This is a genomic window from Acidovorax sp. KNOB132 (assembly GCF_057541515.1).
The window spans coordinates 1-20,775 of the sequence record NZ_BAAJYT010000053.1 but is presented as its reverse complement, the minus strand read 5'-3'; the positions used below and the strand labels follow the sequence as shown (position 1 = coordinate 20,775).

Genomic DNA, 20,775 nt, shown 5'->3' with positions numbered 1-20,775 from the left:
GGCGGCTGGCGGCAGGGGGGATTGGGCGAGGGTGACGAGTTGGGCGCGGGGGGCCGTGGCGCTGCGCGCGAAGGTTTGAGGCGAAGGGGCTGCTGGCGCTGATGGGTAGGTGCTCGCCGCTGTCCCAAAAACAGTCGGAGGGTGGCGGTTTATTTTTGATCGCCGTAGCTATCTCCGTATCCGGCAAACAATTGCTACCACGACAGCGACCAGCTGGGAGCTAGCAGCCACGGCTTCTGATCAGCTGGTTTAGGCTGGTTGCTGCCGCTCAACACGCATTCATTGAGCGACTGCTGCGATCGAGAGCAGACATTAAAGAACATCACTGGGCGTGCTTCTGCATTGCAAACCCAGACTTTCAACCTCAGCTTCCAACTTCGATGAAATCTGCGCTTTCCGTGAACGCCGCGCTTGATGGACTGGCGACCTTGGTGGGCCAGAACATCGCCTTGGTGGGCATCCTGTGCTTCGAGTTCGAGCGGACGGCCCTGGACCATTTGCCAAAGTCAGAGCGCCGCAATGCTGAAGACGATGGGCCGCTCGAGCCATCGAGCGTGTGGCTAAGCCTCGGGTCAGGCTCCCTTGAGTTCAACGAAGAGCAGCTTCGGCGATGGCACGGAAAGCGTGTCACGGTACTTGGCACCTTGCTAGGTCCCGATGAAAAGCTCGGAGGGTGTGGCCATTTCTCAGCGTTTCCCGCCGAGATATTGGCACGCTCCATCGAGCGGCTTTAGCCGGCCAAGAGCGGGCGTGACGCCAAGATGAAAGCAGTCGCTCAAGTCTTACCTGGGACTTGGCTGCGGCGCGGCACGCTCAATAGAAAAGTACCGGCGAATCGAGTCAATGAATGTCGTCGACTTCGGTTCTCCGTAGAGAGACGGATATGCCTCGCTACCTACAAGTGCCCCGACGATTGCTGCGGCCAAGCCCGCGCCGAGACCAGCCTGCATTGGTGTTGCGTTGACTGGAGTGTTCTGAATCGCAAGTGAGGACGCCACTTGGCCGGAATCGGTGGAGAGCTTGGATGCCTTCGCAAAACGCGCTGTCTCAATTTCCGCGACTGTCCTGCCCTTGATAGTGCCAGCGGTTTGGTACATGTAGATTCTGGGTGATTCTGCCCCGCTACGCGGTAGCCAGATGCCACCGTTGACCAGAACGATGTCTTTCCCTATCTGCCAGTACACAGACGGCAAGTCCCCCAAGAAAAAGTAGCCCTGTGAGTTTTCGCGTTCGACGTGATAGACCCCGGCAAGCACGCAAACTTCGGCGTCCTTTCCGAACGCACCAGCAATGTTCGCACGTGTTGGACGGCAATGTCAGCGACTTGCATGCAGTTGCTGGTGCCTTTAAGTCTGCAAGTTGAGTAGGACCGGTGGCACAACCTGTCACAAGCGTCATGACGCCAACCAGCGATGCTAGAAGTTTCTTCATTCGGTTATTTGTGGATAGTGAATTGACTCTGGAGACGTAGCGTACTTCAGCTTATCGCTCGTATTGAAATCTGATTGACTGCTTTGCAAATAGAGCACGAGATTCCGCTTCGGGCTGGTAGGAGCCCTTCGCACGTTTAGCGCGAACAGGTACTATCGGCCAGAAGCCGACATCCCAGTAGGTGGCTAAATATGGTTAGAAGTGGTCACTTGGCCATGGAACCACGCTTGGCCTGACAGGGTGTGAGGCTCTTTTTGGTGGAGGGGGGTAGTAATGGCAAAAGTGCTTAGAGACAGAGAGGGGCCTGTTCTGGGAATCGCGTCTAGTAGAGAAATGTACGAAAAGCTGAAATTCGACTCGACTCGGCTTCAACATGAATGGCATTGCTACGACGCATTTAATTTCTTAGTGACTGCGTGGCATCTTTTTGAAGATTGGCCAAAAAGTGATGACCCTCGAGCACCATGTCGAATGAAGCGACAGAAGAGGCTTTGGAGGCTTCGGCCGACGAAAGGCGCAATGCTGTCTTAGGTGAGGTCTACTATCGGCCAGCAGTAGCAGGCGGTCCTCAAAAAGTTTCGGTCAAGGCCGACTTCACGTAACATGCTGGAATGTCCAATAACTTCTGGTGGCTCTAAATGCTTGATAGGTTTTCTGGCAAACGTGGGCAACAACTTCTCATCGAAGCGCTATGTGCGCAGAAGCTGATTGCAGGAAATCTAGAGCTAGCGGCTCAAGTGGCTGATATTATTAATTTAGAGCTTGTGGAGGCCGACCGGGAATTAATTTCACAAGGTGCAGACGATAACGACGTTTATTTCATTTTAAGTGGTGCGTTCAAAATAATTGTAAATAAACGGCTTATCGCGCGTAGGTTTCCAGGCGACCATGTCGGTGAAATGGCGGCAATTGAGCCGGCACAACCTCGCGCTGCTAGCGTAATTGCAACGGAGAAAAGCATGGTAGCGCGCATCTCAGAGCAAGCATTCTACGATGTTTGCTTGAAATTTCCCGACATTTACCGCTGTATCGCAAGAGAACTTGTGAGGCGCCTCCACCAACGAAATGCGCATGTAACAGCTTATAGGGAAAAGATTAAGCTATTCGTCATTTCCTCCGTTGAGTCATTAGGGGTAGCACGCGCAATCCAGAATGCATTTGGGCATGATGCTTTTATAACAACCGTGTGGACAGATGGGGTTTTCAAAGCTACTAGCTACCCCTTGCAAAGTTTGATGGATGCAGTTGACGATTCTGACTTTGCGGTTGCAATCGCTCATGCGGATGATGCTGCCGAATATAGGGGGCAGCAATGGCCAGTTCCGCGTGACAACGTCGTCTTCGAGTTGGGATTATTTATGGGGAGATTAGGTAAGGAGCGGGCAATATTAATGGAGCCGCGAGAGCGTGACATTCGGCTGCCAAGCGATCTAACGGGCATCACAACCATCACTTATCGTTACGAAAAGGGCCATGACACTGCCGCGCTCATGGCACCCGCATGCAACCAGCTGCGTGATCACATCATTCGACTTGGCCCTAATAATTGAGCATCATGGCACTAAAAGACGATTTGACAAAATGGGTTGGAGAAACTTTTAGCACTCAATGGGAGGTGCAAAAAACGACCGTTGTGCCGAATCCCGAAGACCTACGCCTAAACTCCAATCATGCAAAAGACTTGGAAACAGCTACTGTCTTATATGCTGATCTGGACGGCTCTACAAATATGGTCAACACAAAAAAATGGGAATTCAGCGCGGAAATTTACAAGGCATTTCTAAAATGCGCTTCTGACATTATTCGCGAACAAGGCGGCAATATAACTGCATACGATGGCGACCGTGTAATGGCGGTTTTTACGGGCAACAGCAAGAATACGTCCGCTGCACGAGCTGCGTTAAAAATCAACTATGCCTGCAAGAAAATTATTCAGCCGGCGTTAAATAAGCAATACTCAACCGACTTCATTTTAAATCACGTTGTTGGAGTTGATACTAGCCAACTCAGAGCAGCGCGAATTGGCGTAAAAGGCGACAACGACCTTGTTTGGATCGGGCGCGCGGCGAACTACGCTGCGAAGCTAACTGACTGGGCTGGACAACCAACCCGAATTACTGCCGATGTCTATGACATGCTTGCATCTGATCTCAAACATACAAATGGCCAAAGCATGTGGATTGAGGAGTGGTGGTCAGATATGAATTTGAGAACTTACAGCTCATCTTGGTGGTGGGTAGTTTGAAGAAATATTTAAAACTGTTAGCGCCGATCCTAATTACAGGAGCGAAGAATTAGCTAAAGTATGAATTCGAGATACTTCGGGCGGCGTGACTGGTAAATGTCCGCTTTGGGCTCAGAGGTGCCGTTCAGAAGCGACACCCGGAAGCTATCTTTGACTTGCTGCACGCTGCTGTTGGAAATCTCGGTGCCTGCCGACTTGCGAGCTATAATTTGCCGAGTTGACGCGTGCCGGGTTCACGGAGTTTTATACCTGAATTTTTTAAACAGGTCGCCCTTGCAAACCTAAGCTGCAAGCCACTGCCAGGAGAAATCAGTGTCCAGAATATCCCGCACAGCCCAGTTTATTCCACGGGTTTTGCGGGATACATCACGTTGGGTGTCATCGATAACGTACTCAGCGGAGCAATACAACTGAATTAACCTAATAAACATTAACACAGAAGAAATCTGGTTCAATAATTTGAAAAGAATAGATTAATGGATAAATTAAGAACTGCTTTGCTACCTTTTGTTGGAGAGAACTCGCTCGAAAGCCTAAAGAAATCAGCCTTGATTGTCGATAAGGTTGCTCTCGCATTCTTAACCAGCATTCCCCGTGCTCGGCGAGCACGCTTTCCCCTTTCAAGGGCATATTACGACGAAGAGCAAATTAACAGAGTTTCAACCCAACTCAACTGGCTTTTCGATAACGGGTTCCTTGAGTCGCCGAAGGAGGATCCATTTCCAACAGGTTGGGAAATGGAAGGCTTTAATAAAGATCTTCCAGTATGGGTTATTAGAACCACTACGAGTACACGCTACTTTCAGCCCGGCAATACTCCTGCTGAAAGTGATATATCACAAGCCACAAGTAGCGAATTAATTATCGAGGCCACACCCGAGCTAGCGATCTCCGGTATTCGAAACCCTCTTCATGACGTTCCAATCGTTCTAAGTAGCAATTCACTACAGCGACATCAAACCAAAAATATCCCTAACAACGGTCGAAGCCTTATTCTTGATCTAGTGCTTTCCGGCATTCCACAACCAACATCCGAAACACCTTGGGAAGCAATAATTGATTGGCGAAACGATGAGGAGGCAAAAATAAAATTTAGGCGCCTCAAAAATTGGATGAACAAGGTGTCTGAACGAAAAGACCTGAATATTAATCACCTACAGGATGAAGTTTCCCATCTCCTAGACGAATATCAACAATACATGAAGATTCAAGATGCCAAGTTCTCGTCGGGGGCATTAAGAACAATTGTGACGACTGCAGCAGAAGTTTTTGAGTCTCTGATGAAGCTTAAATTTAAGTCCCTCGCAGAAATGCCATTCAAGATCAATGATGCTCACATAGCTATGCAAGAAGCGGAACTGAAAGCACCCGGCAGAGATCTTGCCTATATCGTAGACGCACAGAAAAAAATTTAAGCAGTGACGCGTAACCCATTATTCCACCGGACCTGCGCGAAAAGCCTCGCAGGCGGGTGAATTCAGACGTTGAGCGTCCGCTTTCATTTGCGGTGACCGGCTGCTCCTGGCCGATAGTACTCATTCGGCGGAAAAGCTCGGATGACAGAAAACGCCGCACAGCCGACACCCACACATCAAAGCTGAAAAGCGGTATTGGGCCCAACCCCTCTTATTACTAGAGACCGCTCCCCCCGCGTGAATCCCATTTCAACGCACGCGCAAATGCTCCGCCAAGTGGCCCAGCAAGCTATCCACCTTGGGCAGCAGCCGTTTGCTGCGCGGCCAGACGATGTGCAGCGGTAATCCCTCCAGATCGTAGTCCGGCAGGATCGGCACCAACTGCCCCGCACGCAGCGCGTCCCCCGCCAGCCAGGTCGCCAGTTGCGCGACCCCCAGGCCCGCCACCACGGCGTTGAGCTGTGCCTCTCCATCGCCCACGACGATGCGGCTGTCCACCGCGCGCCGCTCGGTCGGGCCGGCTCCCTGGGAAATGAGCCAGGGGCTGGCCGTTCCGTCCGCGCGGCCGTAGGTGATCGCGTCGTGCGAGGACAGCAGGTCTTCCAGCGTGGCGGGCACGCCCTTGCGCTCCAGATAGGCGGGTGAGGCGCAGAAGATCAGGCGCTCCTTGCCGAGGAACCGGTGCCCCAGGTTGGCGGGCCAGGTGTCGGCGCCGCCGATGCGCACGGCGACGTCGATGCCGTCATCCACCACGTCCACGAAGCGGTCGGTGAACGAGACGTGCAATTGCACCGCGGGGTGATCCGCCGCGAAGGCCATGAGCCAGGCCATGACCTGGCGGCGGCCGAAGGTGGCGGGTACGTCCACGCGCAGGCGGCCGGATGGCTCGGCGGTGTCGGATGCCAGCACGCGTTCGGCCGATTCGATGTCTTCCAGCACGCGCAGGCAAACCCGGTGGAAGGCGGTGCCGGCGTCCGTCAACTGCAGCTTGCGGGTGGTGCGCTCGAACAGCCGGGTGCTCAGCCGCGCCTCCAGCCGTGCGATGGATTTTCCGACGGCGGAACCGGTGAGGTTCAGCCGCTCTGCCGCGGCCGCGAAGCTGCCGGCGGCGGCGACGGCGACAAACACGTCGATGCCTTTGAGGCGTTCCGAGCTGTTCACGATGGCGGGGCCCTCCAGGGAGTCGATTGCAGAATTTTTCTCCATTGAATCAGGAAAAAGCATCCAACAGAAGAAACGCTGGATTGAATAAGCTGACGGATCAGCCTAAAGAAGGCTTTGACCATCCCCATTCCCATCCGTATGCCCACGCTCGCCACAGAACCCATCACCACCGAACCCACCGGCACGAAAGCCGGGGCATCGTCCATCGTCGTGCTGGCGGTGTCCGCGTTCGTGATCGTGACCACCGAATTCCTGATGGTGGGGTTGCTGCCGGCATTGGCCCGGGATCTGGGTGTGTCCGTTTCCACGGCCGGCCAGTTGGTGACGCTCTTCGCCGTGGTGGTGATGCTGTGCGGGCCGGTGCTGACGGCGTGGCTGGGCCACATCGAGCGCAAGCGCCTGTTCGTGGCGGTGCTGGTGCTTTTTGCCGTGTCGAATGCCGTCGCGGCGATGGCGCCCAATCTCTGGGTTTTGGCGATCGCGCGCATCGTGCCGGCCCTGGCCTTGCCCGTGTTCTGGGGCACGGCCAGCGAGACCGCCGCGCAACTGGCCGGGCCGCAGCGGGCGGGGAGGGCGGTGTCGACGGTCTACCTGGGCATCTCGGGCGCCATGCTGTTCGGCATTCCGCTGGGCACCCTGGCTGGCGATGCGGTGGGGTGGCGCGCTGCCTTCTGGATCCTGGCGGCCCTGTCGCTGGCGGTGGCCGCGCTGCTGCAGATGGCCATGCCCCGCATGAAAGCCGGCCAGCGTGTGGGCTTGGCGGCGCAGGCACGCCTGCTGCGCCATCCGGCTTTCATTGCCAATGCGGTGCTGTCCGTGGTGGTGTTCACCGCGATGTTCACCGGCTATACCTACCTGGCCGAGCTGCTGGAGCAGGTGGCGCAGGTGCCGTCATCGCAGGTGGGCTGGTGGCTGATGGGCTTTGGCGCGGTGGGTTTGATCGGCAACTGGCTGGGCGGCCTGTGGGTGGATCGCAGGCCCCTGGCGACGACGGCCGCGTTCAGCGCGATGCTGGCGGTGGGCATGGTGGCGGTCATGTGGTTGGCGCGGCAACCCATTGGGTTGGTCGCCGCGCTGGCGGTCTGGGGCGTGGCCAACACGGCGCTTTATCCGATCTGCCAATTGCGGGTGATGAAGTCGGCGCCGGATGCGCAGGCGCTGGCCGGGACGGTCAACGTGTCGGCGGCCAATGGCGGGATCGCGCTGGGCGCCATGCTGGGGGGCGCCAGCATTTCGCTCTGGGGTGTGGGCAGCGTGGCGCTGGCTGGCGCGGTGGTGGCCCTGGTGGCCGTGGCGGCGTGCCCGTGGGTGGCACGGTGGGCCCGCAAGGGACAGGCCTAGCCGCTGGAGCCAAAGCCAGGCCTGCCCGCGCGGACGGGCAGGCAGGGGCCGATGGGCCAGGAAAGCGGATCAGGCCGCCCGTCCACTCGGTGGTTTTTCGATTCAGGTCAAATCGGTGCCCAGCGCATGTTTCACTAGGGCATTGTGCTATCAAAAATATAGCTTTTGGCCGCCGTCAGCGCAAACCGGTTCCCGCGCCCACGTCGTTCTTGCGTTCGATCAGCTCGATCTTGTAGCCATCGGGGTCCGTGACGAACGCGATCACCGTCGTGCCGCCCTTGACCGGGCCCGCCTCGCGCGTCACGTTGCCGCCGGCGGCCTTGATCTTTTCGCAGGCCGCATAGGCGTCCGGCACGCCCAGGGCGATGTGGCCGTAGGCCGTGCCCAGGTCGTAGCTTTCGGTGCCCCAGTTGTAAGTCAGCTCGATCTCGGCCTGGCCGGGGTTGCCGCCGTCGAAGCCCAGAAAGGCCAGCGAGTATTTGTACTCGGGGTTCTCGGACTGGCGCAGCAGTTGCATGCCCAGGACGTTGGTGTAGAAATCAATCGAGCGCTGGAGGTTGCCAACGCGCAGCATCGTGTGGAGGAATCTCATGCCCGCGATTGTGCCGGCATCTCGAAGACCAGGCACGTCGTCGTGGCGTGGGCGTAGAGCGTGCCGTCTGGTCCCACCAGCCGGGCGTCGGCGGTGGCCAACTGGCGGCCACAGTGGATCACGCGGCCTTCGGCGCGCACGCGCGGCACCTTGGGCGTGAGGGCCTTGACGATGTTCACACTCAGCTCGGCCGTGGTGTAGCCGCGCCCCACCGGCATGCGCGTGTGCACGGCGCAGCCCAGGGCGGAGTCGAGCAGGGTGGCGAACCAGCCGCCATGCACCGTGCCCATGGGGTTGAGGTGGGCCGTGCCCGGCGTGCCCTGGAAGATGGCCGCGCCGTCGCCCACTTCGATGAGCAAAAAGTCCAGCGTCTGCGCGATGGGCGGGTAGGGCAGTTGGCCGGCCAGCATGGACTGCATGACCTCCAGCCCGGTCTTGCCGGCAATCTGCGCCGGCGTGGCAACGCCGGCACCTGGGCCCGCGTTCATTCGCTCCATCACGGCCTGTTCCTGCGCAAGCCACTGCGCCAGGGTGTCTTCTTTCGCCATCGGCATCTCCTTTGATTGCACCTGCAATTGTTGTAGATACAATCATATGCCATGGACGCACCCCAGAAACCACGAGGCTGTACGAACCTCAAACTGCGCCAGGTCACCCGTCTGGTCACGCAGCACTACGACACCGAGGTCGGCAAGACCGGGCTGAAGACCACGCAGTATTCGCTGCTCTCGCACATCCAGAACCTGGGCCCCGTGCGGCCGGGCGATCTGGCGCGTGCCATGCGCATGGACGCGTCTACGCTCACCCGCAACCTCCGGCCGCTGCAGGACGCGGGCTGGGTGGAGGTGGCGGCGGGAGACAACGCCCGCAGCCGCAGCGTGCAGCTCACCGAATCGGGCCGCGCCAAGCGCCAGGAGGCGCAGCGCCACTGGCGCATTGCGCAAGAGGCGCTGAACGAGCGCTTGGGCGTGGCGCACGTGGCGGCCCTGCACGCGCTGCTCGACGAAACGGTGCGCTTGCTGGATGTTGGCGCGGCTGCTGGCGTGCAGCCCTGATCGGTTTCGACCGAACGGCATCCCCGCTATCACCCCATACCTTCTTCACCCAAAGGCCCGCCCATGCTGTCCCAATCCGCCGCACGCTGGCTGCAGCGCCATGGCATCCACTACGGCTGGCTGGTGGCCGGCATCACCTTCCTGACCATGCTGACGATGTCTGCGGCGCTGGGCCTGCCGGGCGCGATGCTGCAGCCGCTGTCCAGGGAGTTCGGCTGGACGACGGACCAGATCTCCACCGCGCTGGCATTGCGTTTTGCGCTGTTCGGGCTGATGGGGCCGTTCGCCGCCGTGCTGATGGAGCGCTGGGGCCTGCGGGCGGTGATGTGCCTGGGCCTCGCCCTGGTGGGCACCGGCATGGCGCTGGTCACGCTGGCCAGCCAGCTGTGGCAATTGTTCGTTCTGTGGAGCCTGCTGCTGGGCCTGGGCACCGGCCTGACGGCGCTGGTTTTGGGCGCGGTGGTGGCCAACCGCTGGTTCGTCGCACGGCGCGGTTTGGTCGTCGGGCTGCTGACGGCCAGCGCAGCGACGGGGCAACTGGCGTTCCTGCCCTTCGCGGCCTGGATGATCGAGCACTGGGGTTGGCGCTCCGCCATCGCGCCGATCTTCATCGCCTGCGCGGCAGTGGGCATGCTGGCGCTGGCCTTCGTGCGCAACCGCCCTTCGGACCTGGGACTGGCGGCCTATGGCGACACGGCGCCGTCCGCGGCGACGCCCCCGCCACCCGCCATGGCGATGAACTTCGCCACGCCGTTCAAGGCATTGGCCGAGGCATCGCGCAGCGGCACGTTCTGGATTCTGTTCGCCACCTTCTTCATCTGCGGTTTGTCCACCAACGGGCTGCTGCAGACCCACTTCATTTCGCTGTGCGCGGACAACGGCATGGGCGCCGTGCCCGCCGCGTCGGTACTGGCGATGATGGGCGCGTTCGATTTCGTGGGCACGGTCCTGTCGGGCTGGCTGTCCGACCGGTACGACAACCGCAAGCTGCTGTTCTGGTACTACGGCTTGCGTGGCCTGTCGCTGTTCTGGCTGCCGCATTCCGAGTTCACGTTCTACGGACTGGGCCTGTTCGCCATGTTCTACGGGCTGGACTGGATCGCCACCGTGCCACCCACCGTCAAGCTGGCCGGCGCCACGTTCGGCCCGCAAAAGGTCGGACTCGTCTTCGGGTGGATTTTCGCGGCCCACCAGATCGGCGCGGCCGTGGCGGCCTGGGGCGCGGGCCTCACGCGCACGCTGCTGCTGACCTACACCCCGGCGCTCTACGCGGCGGGTGCGGCCTGCCTGCTGGCGGCCGGCCTGGTGCTGCTGATCCAGCGGCCGGCCCGGCCCGCAAAAGCCGTGGCACAGCCCGCCTGACCGGAGTCGCCATGTCTTCAACCGCCACATCCGCCTCTGCACTGGCCTCGGCTTCTTCGGCGTCAGAGCCGCCCCAACTGCATCCCCGCACCCGCCGCATGCTGGAGGCGCCGCTGGCGCCCTTGCTGTTGCGCATGGCGGCGCCCAACGTCCTGATCATGGTGGCGCAGGCTTCGGCGGGCCTCATCGAAACGTGGTTCATCGGCCGCCTTGGTACTGATGCGCTGGCTGGCATGGCGCTGGTCTTTCCCATCGTCATGCTGATGCAGATGACGTCTGCCGGCGCCATGGGCGGTGCCATCGCGTCCGCCATCGCGCGCGCTTTGGGCCGCCGCGACCTTGCGCAGGCTGAATCGCTGGCGTGGGCCGGGCTGGTGATTGCCATCGCCTTCGGCTTTTTGTTCACGGTGGTGCTGTGGTGGGGCGGGGCGGCGCTTTACCGTTCGATGGGCGGGGAGGGCGCGTCGCTGGAGGCAGCGCTCACCTATTCGCACACAGTGTTTGCCGGCGCGGTGCTGGTGTGGCTGTTCAACGCATTGTCGGCGGTGGTGCGCGGAACGGGAAACATGGCGCTGCCAGCCAAAATCACGACCGCCGGCACGGTGCTGCTCGTGCCGCTGTCGCCAGTCCTGATCTTCGGCTGGGGGCCGATTCCCGGCCTGGGCATTGCCGGGGGCGCGCTGGCGCTGGTGTTGTATTACCTGGGCGGAACGCTGGCGCTGTGCGCGTATCTGCGTTCGCGTCACAGCTTGCTGCGGCTGTCTCGCCAAGGGCTTCAATGGCGCGGCGCCTTGTTCGGCAGCATCTTGCGGGTTGGGCTTGCAGGCGCCGTATCGACGCTTGCCACCAATCTCACCATTGGCATCGCCACGGGACTGGTCGGGCATTTCGGGCCGGCCGCCATTGCAGGCTATGGCACGGCATCGCGGCTGGAATACATCCTCGTCCCCTTGGTGTTCGGACTGGGGGCGCCACTGGTCACGCTGGTCGGCACATGCCTGGGCGCTGGCGACCGCGCCCGCGCGCTGCGCGCGAGCTGGATCGGCGCAGCCGTCGCGTTTGTACTGACCGAGGGCATCGGCGTGACCGCCGCGCTGTTTCCCCATGCGTGGCTTGGCCTGTTCGGTTCCGATCCCGCGATGCTGGAAGCCGGCGCCCAATATTTGCGGATCGTAGGACCGGTCTACGGCTTTTTCGGACTGGGACTGGCGCTGTACTTTGCGTCACAAGGCGCCGGGCGGCTGGCTTGGCCGGTGGGCGGAAACGTTGCACGGTTGATGGTCGCTGGCATCGGCGGCTGGTGGGCGATGGAATCCGGCGGAACGCTGATCCAAGTGTTCATGGCCCAGGCGGTAGCGCTGGTGGTGTATGGGTCGATGAATGCCATGGCCATCGCGGGCGGCGCCTGGTTCGGCCGCGTGGGTTGGCCCAAGCTACATATGGCGGCCAAGACAGGATCGTCAGGCTGACGCGAGACAGGAATGGGTCGATGCAAACTCTCAGCACTGATCCATCACTAGATACGATGTATATTATGTAAAATCACTAAAACACGGATGCTTGCGTGATCTGCTTTGAGTCTCACCATGCTTGAGTCTCACCATGCCACGCCCACCTTGCATTAAGCTGAGCAAGCCCCTGCATCTGCATCACCCGCAGTTTGCTTGACTACAACGATATGGAGACAAGCCATGCGCATTTCACATCCGGCGGTACTCAGCCGCCGTCGCCTCGTTCTCTCAGGCTCTGCAGCCGCCGTTTCGGTTCTGCCATGGCGCATCGGGAGTGCCCAATCCACCTGGCCCACGAAACCACTGCGACTGGTGGTCCCATTTGCGCCCGGCGGCAGCTCCGAAATCGTGGCCCGCGCGGTCGCTGCAGAAATGTCCAAGACCATCGGTCAGAACGTGTTCGTGGACAACAAGCCGGGCGCTGCAGGAAACATCGCCATGCAGGAAGTCGCCAACAGCACCGACGAGCACACATTGATCCTGGGCCATATCGGTACGCTGGCCGTCAACCCCTACATCTTTCCGAAGCTGCCATACGACGCCAACCGTGACTTTGCGCCCATCACGCTGGTGTCCAAAGTGCCAAGCTTGTACGTGGTGCATCCGGATCTGCCGATCAAGAGTCTTTCGGAATTCATTGCCTATGCAAAAGCCCGTCCGGGCCAGCTCAATTACGGTTCTGCGGGAAATGGCAGCGCTGGCCATCTGGCATTCGAGTATTTGAAGATGGTGACCGACACGTTCATGTTGCACGTGCCTTATCGGGGAACGGGCCCCATGCTCACCGACCTGATGGCCGGCCGCCTGCAGGCCGCAGCCGTGGGCGCACCGGCCCTGCTGCCTTTCATCAAGGCCGGAAAATTGCGCTGCATTGCCACGGGAACCGCACAGCGGCTTCCCCAATTGCCGGATGTGCCCACGGTGGCTGAACAGGGGTTCAAAGGTTTCGAAATGACCCAGTGGTACGGGTTGATGGCCCCCAGCAAATGGCCCAAAGCCAATCTGGCCAAACTGGAAATCGAGGCCGTCAAGGCAGCGCGAAGCTCTCTGGTCAAGGAAAAGCTGTCTCAGGAAACGGCTTTGGCGGTTGGAAACACCAGTGCGGAGTTCGACGCATTCATCAAATCAGAACAGGCGCGCTGGAAACCCGTCATTGCGCGCGCCCAGATCAAACCCGAAGGAATGGGCTGAAGATCAGCTAAGCGCGGCGAAAAAAAAGGCCACTGACTCGTGTCGATCGAGAAATCACTGGACTCTTCATCGCCACGAAACTCAAGGCGATTGAGGAAGGGGTCCAAAACGACCGCGGTGAAGCCTCCTGGATCGAGTTGCAGCAATTCGATGGACACGCCTTGGCGCACCCAGCGCTCGCACAGCGAGAGAAAGTCGCCATTCACAAAGATGCTGCACAGCGATGACGGCTGGAGCGCGTTGATTTGTTCAACGTGCTCCACGAACTTGAGTTGCAAACGCACCAAGCCATCTTCTGCCACCCAAAACTCGCTGTAGCTTCTTTTGAACCCGAGGTCTTTCTCGTAGAAATTTCGCGCTCGTTCTTCGCCATGGCGCGGTATGGGCACATGGATCCACGTGGCGATGTACTCGTTGGAAAAGGAAGAATCCATTCAGCATCCCAATTTGGATTTTGGCCGGCCGCTCACAGGCGCCGCGGCTCGCGCGGCAGCAATGGCCGCTGCGTTTCCTCGCGCCGGTTTGACGCCAAGGTCCGTCAAGGCCTGTTTCTCCGCAAGGTAAAAAGAGCTTCGATTTTCTGCGCCATCGGCCCCGATATCGATGAATTTATAACCTTCTGCATGGCGATCATTGATCCAGTCGATATTGCCTTGCACGGCCTTGCGCTCCCATTCGTAGGAACTCATGGTTTCGGTGGAGGCGCCACTGGAACGGATGACTCCAGGCCAGTCCTTCTTGATCGTTCTGAACTCGTGTCCCGACAGCCGGGGGTTCTCTCTCATCGCCTTGGCATAGGCCTCCACGGCGCCCTGCCCCTCTCCGATGATGACGTACTTTTCCAGGCCCCAAGGGTCGGTCCACCGCAATGGATTGTCCGCATAGAGATGCAGATGGCTGCCACCCGCCAGCCCGATAGGGTCGGCGCTGATGAAGCGCCCGATGTCCGGGTCGTAGAAGCGGAACGTGTTGTAGTGCAGCCCTGTGTCACGGTCCAGGTACTGCCCCTGCAGCCGCAGGTTCTGCTCGATCGCCTCGCCCCGGCCGTGCGCCTGCGCCTCGGGGATGGCGCTGCCGTCGATGCGCACCGCCTCCCACTGCTCCCTGAGCGCCCCGCCCCAGGTGCGGTAGCTGGCGCGCCAGCGCACCTGGCCCTCGGGGTCGGTCAGTTCCTCCGGCAGGCCCGAGGGGTCGGCATGGAAGTAGTAGATCTGCGCGCCGTCCGGCGCCTCTTCGCGTGGCGCGGCCTGTTCCCTGGCCCGCCCCGTGGCTGGCACCGTCGCCTGCACTGCGTCGGCAGCCCTGGCCCCTTGCGCATCGATGCGCGCCAGCGGCACATAGCCGCCCGGCTCGTACACATAGCTGGTCACCCGCGTCCCGCGGCGCTCCTCGATCAGCCGCATTCCCTCCCACACGAACTCCGTCACTCCGAACGCGTCCTCGCTCGCCACCCGCCGCCCCAGCGCGTCGTAACGGTAGCGCGTGACCTGGCGCGTTGCCTCGGCCGTGCCCGGGCGGCGCACCGTGGTCACGGCCACCAGTTGGTCCTCCGCATCCCACTCGAAGTGCTGCAGCGTGTGCCGCCCGCTCTTTTTCTGGACCAGGCGGCCCAGGCCGTCGTAGGCGTAGCGCTTGTCTTCGTACACGCGCACGAGGTTGTCGCGCAGGTAGCCGCGCGAACCGGCGCCCGCCGGTCCCGCTCCCACCCCGTGACTTGCCTGCGAGTCCATCAGGTTGCCGGCGGGGTCGTAGTCGAAACGCTCCTGCGTGCGCTCGGGGCCCGAGGCGCCCGATGCATTCGGCGCGCCCTGCCCGGCCCCCGGCCCCATGCGCAAGGCCTGCAGCACCCGCCCGGTGCCGTCGTACTGGAAGCTGCTGCGCCCCTTGTGGCTGTGCACGCTGTCGCGCAGCTCGCCCGCCGCATCGTAGCGGTATTGCTTGAGCAGGCCGGTGGCATGGCTGGGGCCGTGCTCGGCCAACTCCACCTGCTGCTGATGCCACTCGCGCTCCCAGCCCGCCGCCTGCAGGCCCACATCCGAGCGCGTCCAACTGCCCACGCGCCGCCCCAGCGGATCGAGCAGATAGCGCGTTCCCAGGCTGCCCTGGCTGCGGTGCACTTCGCGGTGCAGCGCATCGCGCTCGAAGTCGGCGATCAGCCGGTGCGCCTCGCTCGCCGGCACGGCAGTCAGGTCATCGCCTTCTTCTCTTGCCGCTTCGCCCCCTTCAACCGCTTCGGCCGCCAGCGATTCCCGCAGGCCCAGGCCGATGCGGTGCAGATGCCCAGAGCCGTAGCGCAGGTAGTTCAGGCTGCGCTGCAGCACCCGGCCGCCGGGCCGGGCGACGGCAGGCAGTTCGGTGCGCGTGCGGTGCCCGAGCGCGTCGTGCGCGTGGCGCAGGCGGTGGGTGTGCCCGGTGACCGCGTCCGTGGCGTGCTCGGCCACCAGATGGCCCACGGCGTCGTATTCGAAGCGCACGGTGTGCAGCAGCTCTTCCCGGGCGGGATCCTGGTGGCCAGGTTCGCCATCTCCTTCTTCTACCACCCGCAGGCGCGCGGCCTCCACCACCCGCCCCGCGGCATCGTGCCGGTAGCGCAGGATCTGGCCCTGGCAGCGCTTTTCCATGAGACGCCCGAGCGCGTCGCGCACGATTTCGGTGCGCCGCGCGGGCATGGCGCTCTGCACCTTAAGTCCTTGCGCCAGGGTGCCTTCGGTGGCCTGGGTTTCGATGTCCCCGAACACGTCATCGCCGCCGCCCGCGTGGTGGGTGATGGCGGTGACCTGGCCGTCGGGGTCGTATTCGAGCGCGATGCGCGTGCCGTCCAGGCGCACTTCTTCGATGAGCCGGTCGCCAGCGTCGTAGCCGAAGCGGTAGCTGGCGCCGTTTTCTGTCGTGAACTCGGCCATGCGGTGCGCCACGTCGTAGCGCACGCCACTTTGCCGCCCTTCGCCGTCCACGCGCCACAGGCGCTGGCCCCGCGCGTTGTAGCCATAGCGCGTGGCGCGCGAGAGTGCATCGGTGTGCTGCACGAGGCGCCCGGCGCTGTCGTGCGCGAAGGTCTGGCTGCTGCCGTCGGGCAGGGCCACGGACACGAGGCGCCCGCGCGCATCGAAGGTGCTGCGGGTGACCTGCCCGAGCGCGTCGGTGACACTTTGCAACTGCCCATGCCCGTCGTAGGCGTAGTGGGTGCTTTGCCCGGAGCAGTCGGTGTGGCGCATGAGCAGCGCGCGTCGTTCCACACGAGGGTGCTGCGCCCGCCCCGCGCGTCGGTGCGGGCCAGCGTGTAGCGCGTGCGCGTGGCGGCCACGAGCGTGCCCTCGGTCGGCTCGGTGCCGAAAGTCTCGGCGGCGATGGTGACGGCGCTGCCCAGGGGAATGCCGTGCTCGTCCTGGAACGGCTCCGGCGGCAGCGGCAGTGGCTCGGCCGCCGCGGCCACGGCGATCGCGTCCTGCGCGTTGAATTTCTCCATGCGGCCGTGGCCCAGGGCGGCGATGCGGTCCATCCACTCGGTGACCGCGGGCGTGGCGGCGAAGATCTCGGCCATCACCGGCACGCAGGTGCGCGTGAACCACAGCGGGTGGTAGGCGGCGAAGTCGGCCACGCACGGCTCGGCGCCGAACAGGAACTCGTGCTCCTCGGCCATGTGCGCGATGCGGCGCAGGTACGAGCGGTAGGCCGCCGTGGCATCGTGCGGGCGCAGGCGGCTCATGCCGGCGCTCATGGCTTTGCGGTCCTCGCCGAAGGCCTGGGCGGCCGCGGGCGGCAGGTTGGCGAACAGCACGGCCGCGCCGCGCGGCTGCAGGTTGTAGGCCATGGCGGCCCAGAACAGCGTGGTGTCGGCCCATTGCGCGAACACGCGCGAGACGCCCTTGAGGTGCGGCGGGTACAGCACCGGCTCGGGCTGAGCGTGCTCCAGCACGTCGCAGATCAGCGCGGTGTCGCAGTAGATGTCGGCCCCCACCTGCAGGAAGGGCGTGCGGCGGTAGCCGCCCGTGAGCGCGAGCACGTCGGGCTTGGGCGCGACGCTGGGCACGATGACCGACTTCCAGGCCAGTTGCTTGAAGCCCAGCACCGCGCGGATCTTTTCGGAGAACGGCGACGAGGGGTAGTGGTGAAGGATCAGCGCGGACATGAACGATCTCCTGGCCAGTGGTGGCTGCTGCGTGCCGGCCCCCGGGCCGTCAGGCGGGGCTCCACAGCATTTCGATGTGGGGGATGTTGTCTTCGAGATACTCCGCCGAGACGGCCACGAAGCCCATCTCGCCGTAGAAGCGCTGCAGATGCGCCTGCGCGCTGATGCGCACCGCGCGGTCCGGCCAGGTGGCCTGCGCGCGCGCCAGGCCCTCGCGCACCAGGGCCCAGCCCATGCCGGTGCCCCGCGCCTCGGGCGCGACCACCACGCGGCCGATGGAGGGCTCCACGTAGTGCACGCCCGGGTCGGACAGCCGCAGGTAGGCCTGCAGGTCGCCCGCGCCGCCGCGGCCCAGCAGGTGCCAGGCGGTCTTGTCGGCCTCGTCGGGGTCTTGGTAGGGGCCCTGCTCCAGGATGAACACGCGGCAGCGCAGCGCCAGCGCATCGTGCAGCGCGTGCACGCCCATGTCGTCGAAGCGGGCCCAGGTCCAGTGCAGCGCCATCGTCAGACGAGCTTGACGAGCTGCTTGCCGAAGTTCTTGCCCTTGAGCAGGCCCAGGAAGGCCTCGGGCGCCGCGGCCAGGCCCTCGGCGATGGTCTCGCGCGGGCGCAGTTGGCCGGAGCCGACCAGCGTGCCGAGTTCCTTGAGCGCCTCGGGCCAGATCTCCATGTGCTCGCTCACGATGAAGCCTTCGATCTTCATACGGTTCACCAGGATCAGCGCGGGGTTCTGCAGCGGCAGCGGCTGGCCGTCGTAGCCGGCGATCATGCCGCACACGGCCACGCGGGCGAAGGCGTTGGCGCGCAGCAGCACGGCGTCGAGGATGTAGCCGCCCACGTTCTCGAAGTGGCCGTCGATGCCGTCCGGGCAGGCTTCCTTCAGGGCCTTGGACATGGCCTTGAGGTCGCCGTGCTCGCGGTGGTCGATGCAGGCGTCGAAGCCCAGTTCCTCGGTCGCGTACTTGCACTTTTCCGGGCCGCCGGCAATGCCCACCACGCGGCAGCCGCGGGCCTTGGCCAGCGCGGCGAAGGCACTGCCCACCGCGCCGGTGGCCGCGCTCACCACCACCGTTTCACCGGCCTTGGGCGCGATGATCTTCACCAAGCCGTACCAGGCGGTCACGCCCGGCATGCCCACGGCACCCAGGTAGTGCGACAGCGGCACATGGGTGGTATCGACCTTGCGCAGCATGCCGGGGGCGTTGCCATCGACCACGCTGTACTGCTGCCAGCCGCCCATGCCGACGACCTTGTCGCCCACGGCGAACTTCGGGTGGCGGCTTTCGGCCACCTCACCCACCGTGCCGCCGATCATCACCTCGCCCAGCGGCTGGCTGGCCGCGTAGCTCTTGCTGTCGTTCATGCGGCCGCGCATGTACGGGTCCAGGCTGAGGTAGTGGTGGCGCACCAGCACCTCGCCGTCCTTCAGGGCCGGCGTGTCGGTGGTCACCCGCTTGAAGTTGCTGGTGGCGGCTTCGCCCTGCGGGCGGTTGTCGAGCAGGATCTGTTCGTTGCTGGGCATGTTGGACTCCTTGGGTTGACTATTGTTTTGATAGCAGCATGCCGGCGTTTTCATTGCGCTGGCAGGCGATAGGACTCCGAACCCTGGCGGGCTCGGTTGGGTGGGTCAATCGGTGGGCAGTGCGCCCTCCGTGGCGCCCGCGCCGTCGGGTGCGCCGGGCGTAGCGGGCTTGCGCCGCACGTACTTGAAGGTGCCGGTGGCATGGCAGCACACGCGGCCCTCCGCATCGGTGACCGTGCCTTCGGTGAAGGCCATGGACACGGTGCGGTGGATGAGCCGCCCCCGCGCCACCAGCGGACCGCGCGCGGGCTGCATGAAGCTGGTCTTCATCTCGATGGTGACGACCCCGAAGTCGGGCGTGTCGCTGCGCGCCGCCGTGGCCATGGCCACGTCCAGCAGCGTCATGGAGGCACCGCCGTGCGTGACGTCGAACGAGTTCATGTGCTCCGGCCGCGCTTCATAGTGCAGCTCGGACGCGCCACCCTTCATGTGGTGCAGCGTGAAGCCCAGCTCATCGACAAAAGGAATTTCGACACCAAAACTCAGCACAGGGCACTCCAGGAATTGAGGGAAGCGACGAGCATAGCCACCGCGTGGCCCACCGCAGGCAAGGTCATCCAGACGCGGAAGCTCAGCCTCCGGTGACGATGCTCACGCCACCATCGACGGCCAGCCACTGGCCGGTGATGTGCTTGCCGGCATCGCTGGCGTACAGCACGCACAGGCCCTTCAAGTCTTCGTCGTCGCCCAGCCGTCCGAGCGGCGCATGGTTGGCGAGCTTTTCCTCGCCCATGGCCTTCAGGGTGCCCACCGTCATCCGGCTCGGGAAGAAGCCGGGGCAGATGGCGTTCACGCGAAGGTTGTACTTGCCCCACTCGGCGGCCAGCGCACGGGTGAAGTTGATCACGGCGCCTTTGGAGGTGTTGTAAGCGATGGTGTTCATGCCGCTGGGGTTTCCGCCCAGGCCGGCGATGGAGGCCACGTTGATGATGCTGCCGCTGCGCCGCCCGATCATGCTGCGCTTGGCGATCTGCTGGCTCAGGATGAAATAGCCGCGCACGTTCAGGTTCATCACCTTGTCCCAGGCCTCCACCGGGTGGTCCTCGGCCGGGGCGCCCCAGGCGGCACCGGCGTTGTTGACGAGGATATCCACATCGCCCACGCGCTGCAGCGTCTCGTCGGCCAGGCGGCGGATGTCGGTCTCCTGCGCGCAGTCGGCGGCGATCCAGCGCGTGTCGATGCCGGCCTGCTGCAAGGTGGCCGTGGCCTCCTCCAGATCGGACGCCTTGCGCGAGCTGAGCACGATGCGCGCGCCGGCCTCGCCCAGCGCCTGCGCCAGCTGCAGCCCCAGCCCGCGCGAGCCGCCGGTGACCAGCGCGGTCTTGCCGGAGAGGTCGAACAGTTGTTGGATGGTGCGGGTCATGTCGGGGTCTCCTCGTTGGTGGTGATGGGGGGCCGGCGCGGCCTGCCTGAACGTTGCCCGATCCGCGCGGCGCCGGTGCATTGTGCTGCGGACCGGCGCCCGGCGGTGTCCCGGGAGCGATGGCCGGGCGCGGTCAGAACGCGTCTTCCGGCAGGCTGGCGCAGGTGCCGTCGCGCGTGCGCACCACGTTCAGCCAGGCGCCGATCTTGGGCAGCTCGTAATGAAAGAAGTAGCGCGCCGCGCCCAGGCGGCCCACGCTCGCGGGCGCGGCCTGCGCGGCATCGGCGCGCAGGGGTGGCCAGGGCCACGTCCAGCCACACCCAGGCCAGCACCGTGTGGCCGAAGGCCTGCATGTAGGGCACGGCGTTGGCGAGCGCCTCGGTGGGCTCGCCCGT

17 protein-coding genes and 2 pseudogenes are annotated in these 20,775 nt (G+C 62.9%); 9 read left to right on the top strand and 10 right to left on the bottom strand.

The genetic code is table 11. From position 1 onward, the window contains the following. Positions 1 to 380 precede the first annotated feature (380 nt). The 4 genes from AC27IO_RS10105 (at position 381) to AC27IO_RS10090 (ending at position 5,091) form a co-directional block, all read left to right on the top strand. Positions 381 to 734, top strand: coding sequence for a hypothetical protein (locus AC27IO_RS10105; protein ID WP_498738797.1), 354 nt, complete (start codon positions 381 to 383; stop codon positions 732 to 734). A gap of 1,335 nt (positions 735 to 2,069) precedes the next feature. Continuing rightward, positions 2,070 to 2,981, top strand: a complete 912-nt coding sequence (locus tag AC27IO_RS10100) for a TIR domain-containing protein (RefSeq protein WP_498738795.1) — start codon at positions 2,070 to 2,072, stop codon at positions 2,979 to 2,981. 5 nt (positions 2,982 to 2,986) lie between these two features. Then, on the top strand, positions 2,987 to 3,676 hold the full coding sequence (locus AC27IO_RS10095) for an adenylate/guanylate cyclase domain-containing protein (RefSeq protein ID WP_498738793.1): 690 nt from the start codon (positions 2,987 to 2,989) through the stop codon (positions 3,674 to 3,676). Between the two features lie 476 nt (positions 3,677 to 4,152). After that, positions 4,153 to 5,091, top strand: a complete 939-nt coding sequence (locus AC27IO_RS10090; protein WP_498738790.1) for a hypothetical protein — start codon at positions 4,153 to 4,155, stop codon at positions 5,089 to 5,091. Between the two features lie 249 nt (positions 5,092 to 5,340). Here the strand turns inward: AC27IO_RS10090 and AC27IO_RS10085 are convergent, their stop codons facing one another. Continuing rightward, complete coding sequence (locus AC27IO_RS10085; RefSeq protein ID WP_317355041.1) at positions 5,341 to 6,297, bottom strand: LysR substrate-binding domain-containing protein; 957 nt, start codon at positions 6,295 to 6,297, stop codon at positions 5,341 to 5,343. A gap of 96 nt (positions 6,298 to 6,393) precedes the next feature. Here AC27IO_RS10085 and AC27IO_RS10080 point away from each other — a divergent pair, with 96 nt between their 5' ends. Beyond that, entirely contained in the window at positions 6,394 to 7,596 is a 1,203-nt protein-coding gene (locus AC27IO_RS10080) for an MFS transporter (RefSeq protein ID WP_498738789.1), read from the top strand. 175 nt (positions 7,597 to 7,771) lie between these two features. Here the strand turns inward: AC27IO_RS10080 and gloA are convergent, their stop codons facing one another. Then, on the bottom strand, positions 7,772 to 8,188 hold the full coding sequence (gene gloA, locus AC27IO_RS10075) for a lactoylglutathione lyase (protein WP_284402030.1): 417 nt from the start codon (positions 8,186 to 8,188) through the stop codon (positions 7,772 to 7,774). Further along, positions 8,185 to 8,736: a PaaI family thioesterase gene (locus AC27IO_RS10070; RefSeq protein ID WP_317355049.1), complete on the bottom strand. Its 552-nt coding sequence runs from the start codon at positions 8,734 to 8,736 to the stop codon at positions 8,185 to 8,187. Before AC27IO_RS10070 ends, gloA begins: the two co-directional genes overlap by 4 nt. Before the next feature lie 51 nt (positions 8,737 to 8,787). Between AC27IO_RS10070 and AC27IO_RS10065 the strand changes: the two genes are divergently transcribed. The 4 genes from AC27IO_RS10065 (at position 8,788) to AC27IO_RS10050 (ending at position 13,307) form a co-directional block, all read left to right on the top strand. Next, complete coding sequence (locus AC27IO_RS10065) at positions 8,788 to 9,243, top strand: MarR family winged helix-turn-helix transcriptional regulator (RefSeq protein WP_284428359.1); 456 nt, start codon at positions 8,788 to 8,790, stop codon at positions 9,241 to 9,243. A 63-nt stretch (positions 9,244 to 9,306) separates the two neighbouring features. Then, positions 9,307 to 10,605, top strand: a complete 1,299-nt coding sequence (locus AC27IO_RS10060; protein ID WP_498738786.1) for an MFS transporter — start codon at positions 9,307 to 9,309, stop codon at positions 10,603 to 10,605. 98 nt (positions 10,606 to 10,703) lie between these two features. Next, the gene (locus AC27IO_RS10055; protein WP_498738799.1) at positions 10,704 to 12,074 is read left to right on the top strand and encodes an MATE family efflux transporter; all 1,371 of its coding nucleotides are present in this window, start codon (positions 10,704 to 10,706) and stop codon (positions 12,072 to 12,074) included. A gap of 222 nt (positions 12,075 to 12,296) precedes the next feature. Then, positions 12,297 to 13,307, top strand: a complete 1,011-nt coding sequence (locus AC27IO_RS10050; protein ID WP_498738784.1) for a Bug family tripartite tricarboxylate transporter substrate binding protein — start codon at positions 12,297 to 12,299, stop codon at positions 13,305 to 13,307. A 434-nt stretch (positions 13,308 to 13,741) separates the two neighbouring features. Here AC27IO_RS10050 and AC27IO_RS10045 read toward each other — a convergent pair whose 3' ends face one another. The 7 genes and pseudogenes from AC27IO_RS10045 to AC27IO_RS10015 form a co-directional block, all read right to left on the bottom strand. Next, positions 13,742 to 16,210, bottom strand: coding sequence for an RHS repeat-associated core domain-containing protein (locus tag AC27IO_RS10045; protein ID WP_498738782.1), 2,469 nt, complete (start codon positions 16,208 to 16,210; stop codon positions 13,742 to 13,744). 347 nt (positions 16,211 to 16,557) lie between these two features. Next, a pseudogene (locus AC27IO_RS10040) lies at positions 16,558 to 17,436 on the bottom strand (glutathione S-transferase family protein); the annotation flags it as partial. Between the two features lie 49 nt (positions 17,437 to 17,485). Then, complete coding sequence (locus tag AC27IO_RS10035; RefSeq protein WP_498738780.1) at positions 17,486 to 17,938, bottom strand: GNAT family N-acetyltransferase; 453 nt, start codon at positions 17,936 to 17,938, stop codon at positions 17,486 to 17,488. A 2-nt stretch (positions 17,939 to 17,940) separates the two neighbouring features. Next, positions 17,941 to 18,957 carry an NADP-dependent oxidoreductase gene (locus tag AC27IO_RS10030; RefSeq protein ID WP_317357627.1) on the bottom strand — a complete coding sequence of 339 codons (1,017 nt, stop codon included), beginning with the start codon at positions 18,955 to 18,957 and terminating at the stop codon, positions 17,941 to 17,943. 105 nt (positions 18,958 to 19,062) lie between these two features. Further along, positions 19,063 to 19,506 carry a PaaI family thioesterase gene (locus AC27IO_RS10025; RefSeq protein WP_284427144.1) on the bottom strand — a complete coding sequence of 148 codons (444 nt, stop codon included), beginning with the start codon at positions 19,504 to 19,506 and terminating at the stop codon, positions 19,063 to 19,065. Between the two features lie 82 nt (positions 19,507 to 19,588). Beyond that, the gene (locus AC27IO_RS10020) at positions 19,589 to 20,380 is read right to left on the bottom strand and encodes an SDR family oxidoreductase (protein ID WP_272568825.1); all 792 of its coding nucleotides are present in this window, start codon (positions 20,378 to 20,380) and stop codon (positions 19,589 to 19,591) included. Between the two features lie 133 nt (positions 20,381 to 20,513). Then, positions 20,514 to 20,775 (bottom strand): annotated as a pseudogene (locus tag AC27IO_RS10015) (acyl-CoA dehydrogenase C-terminal domain-containing protein); the annotation flags it as partial.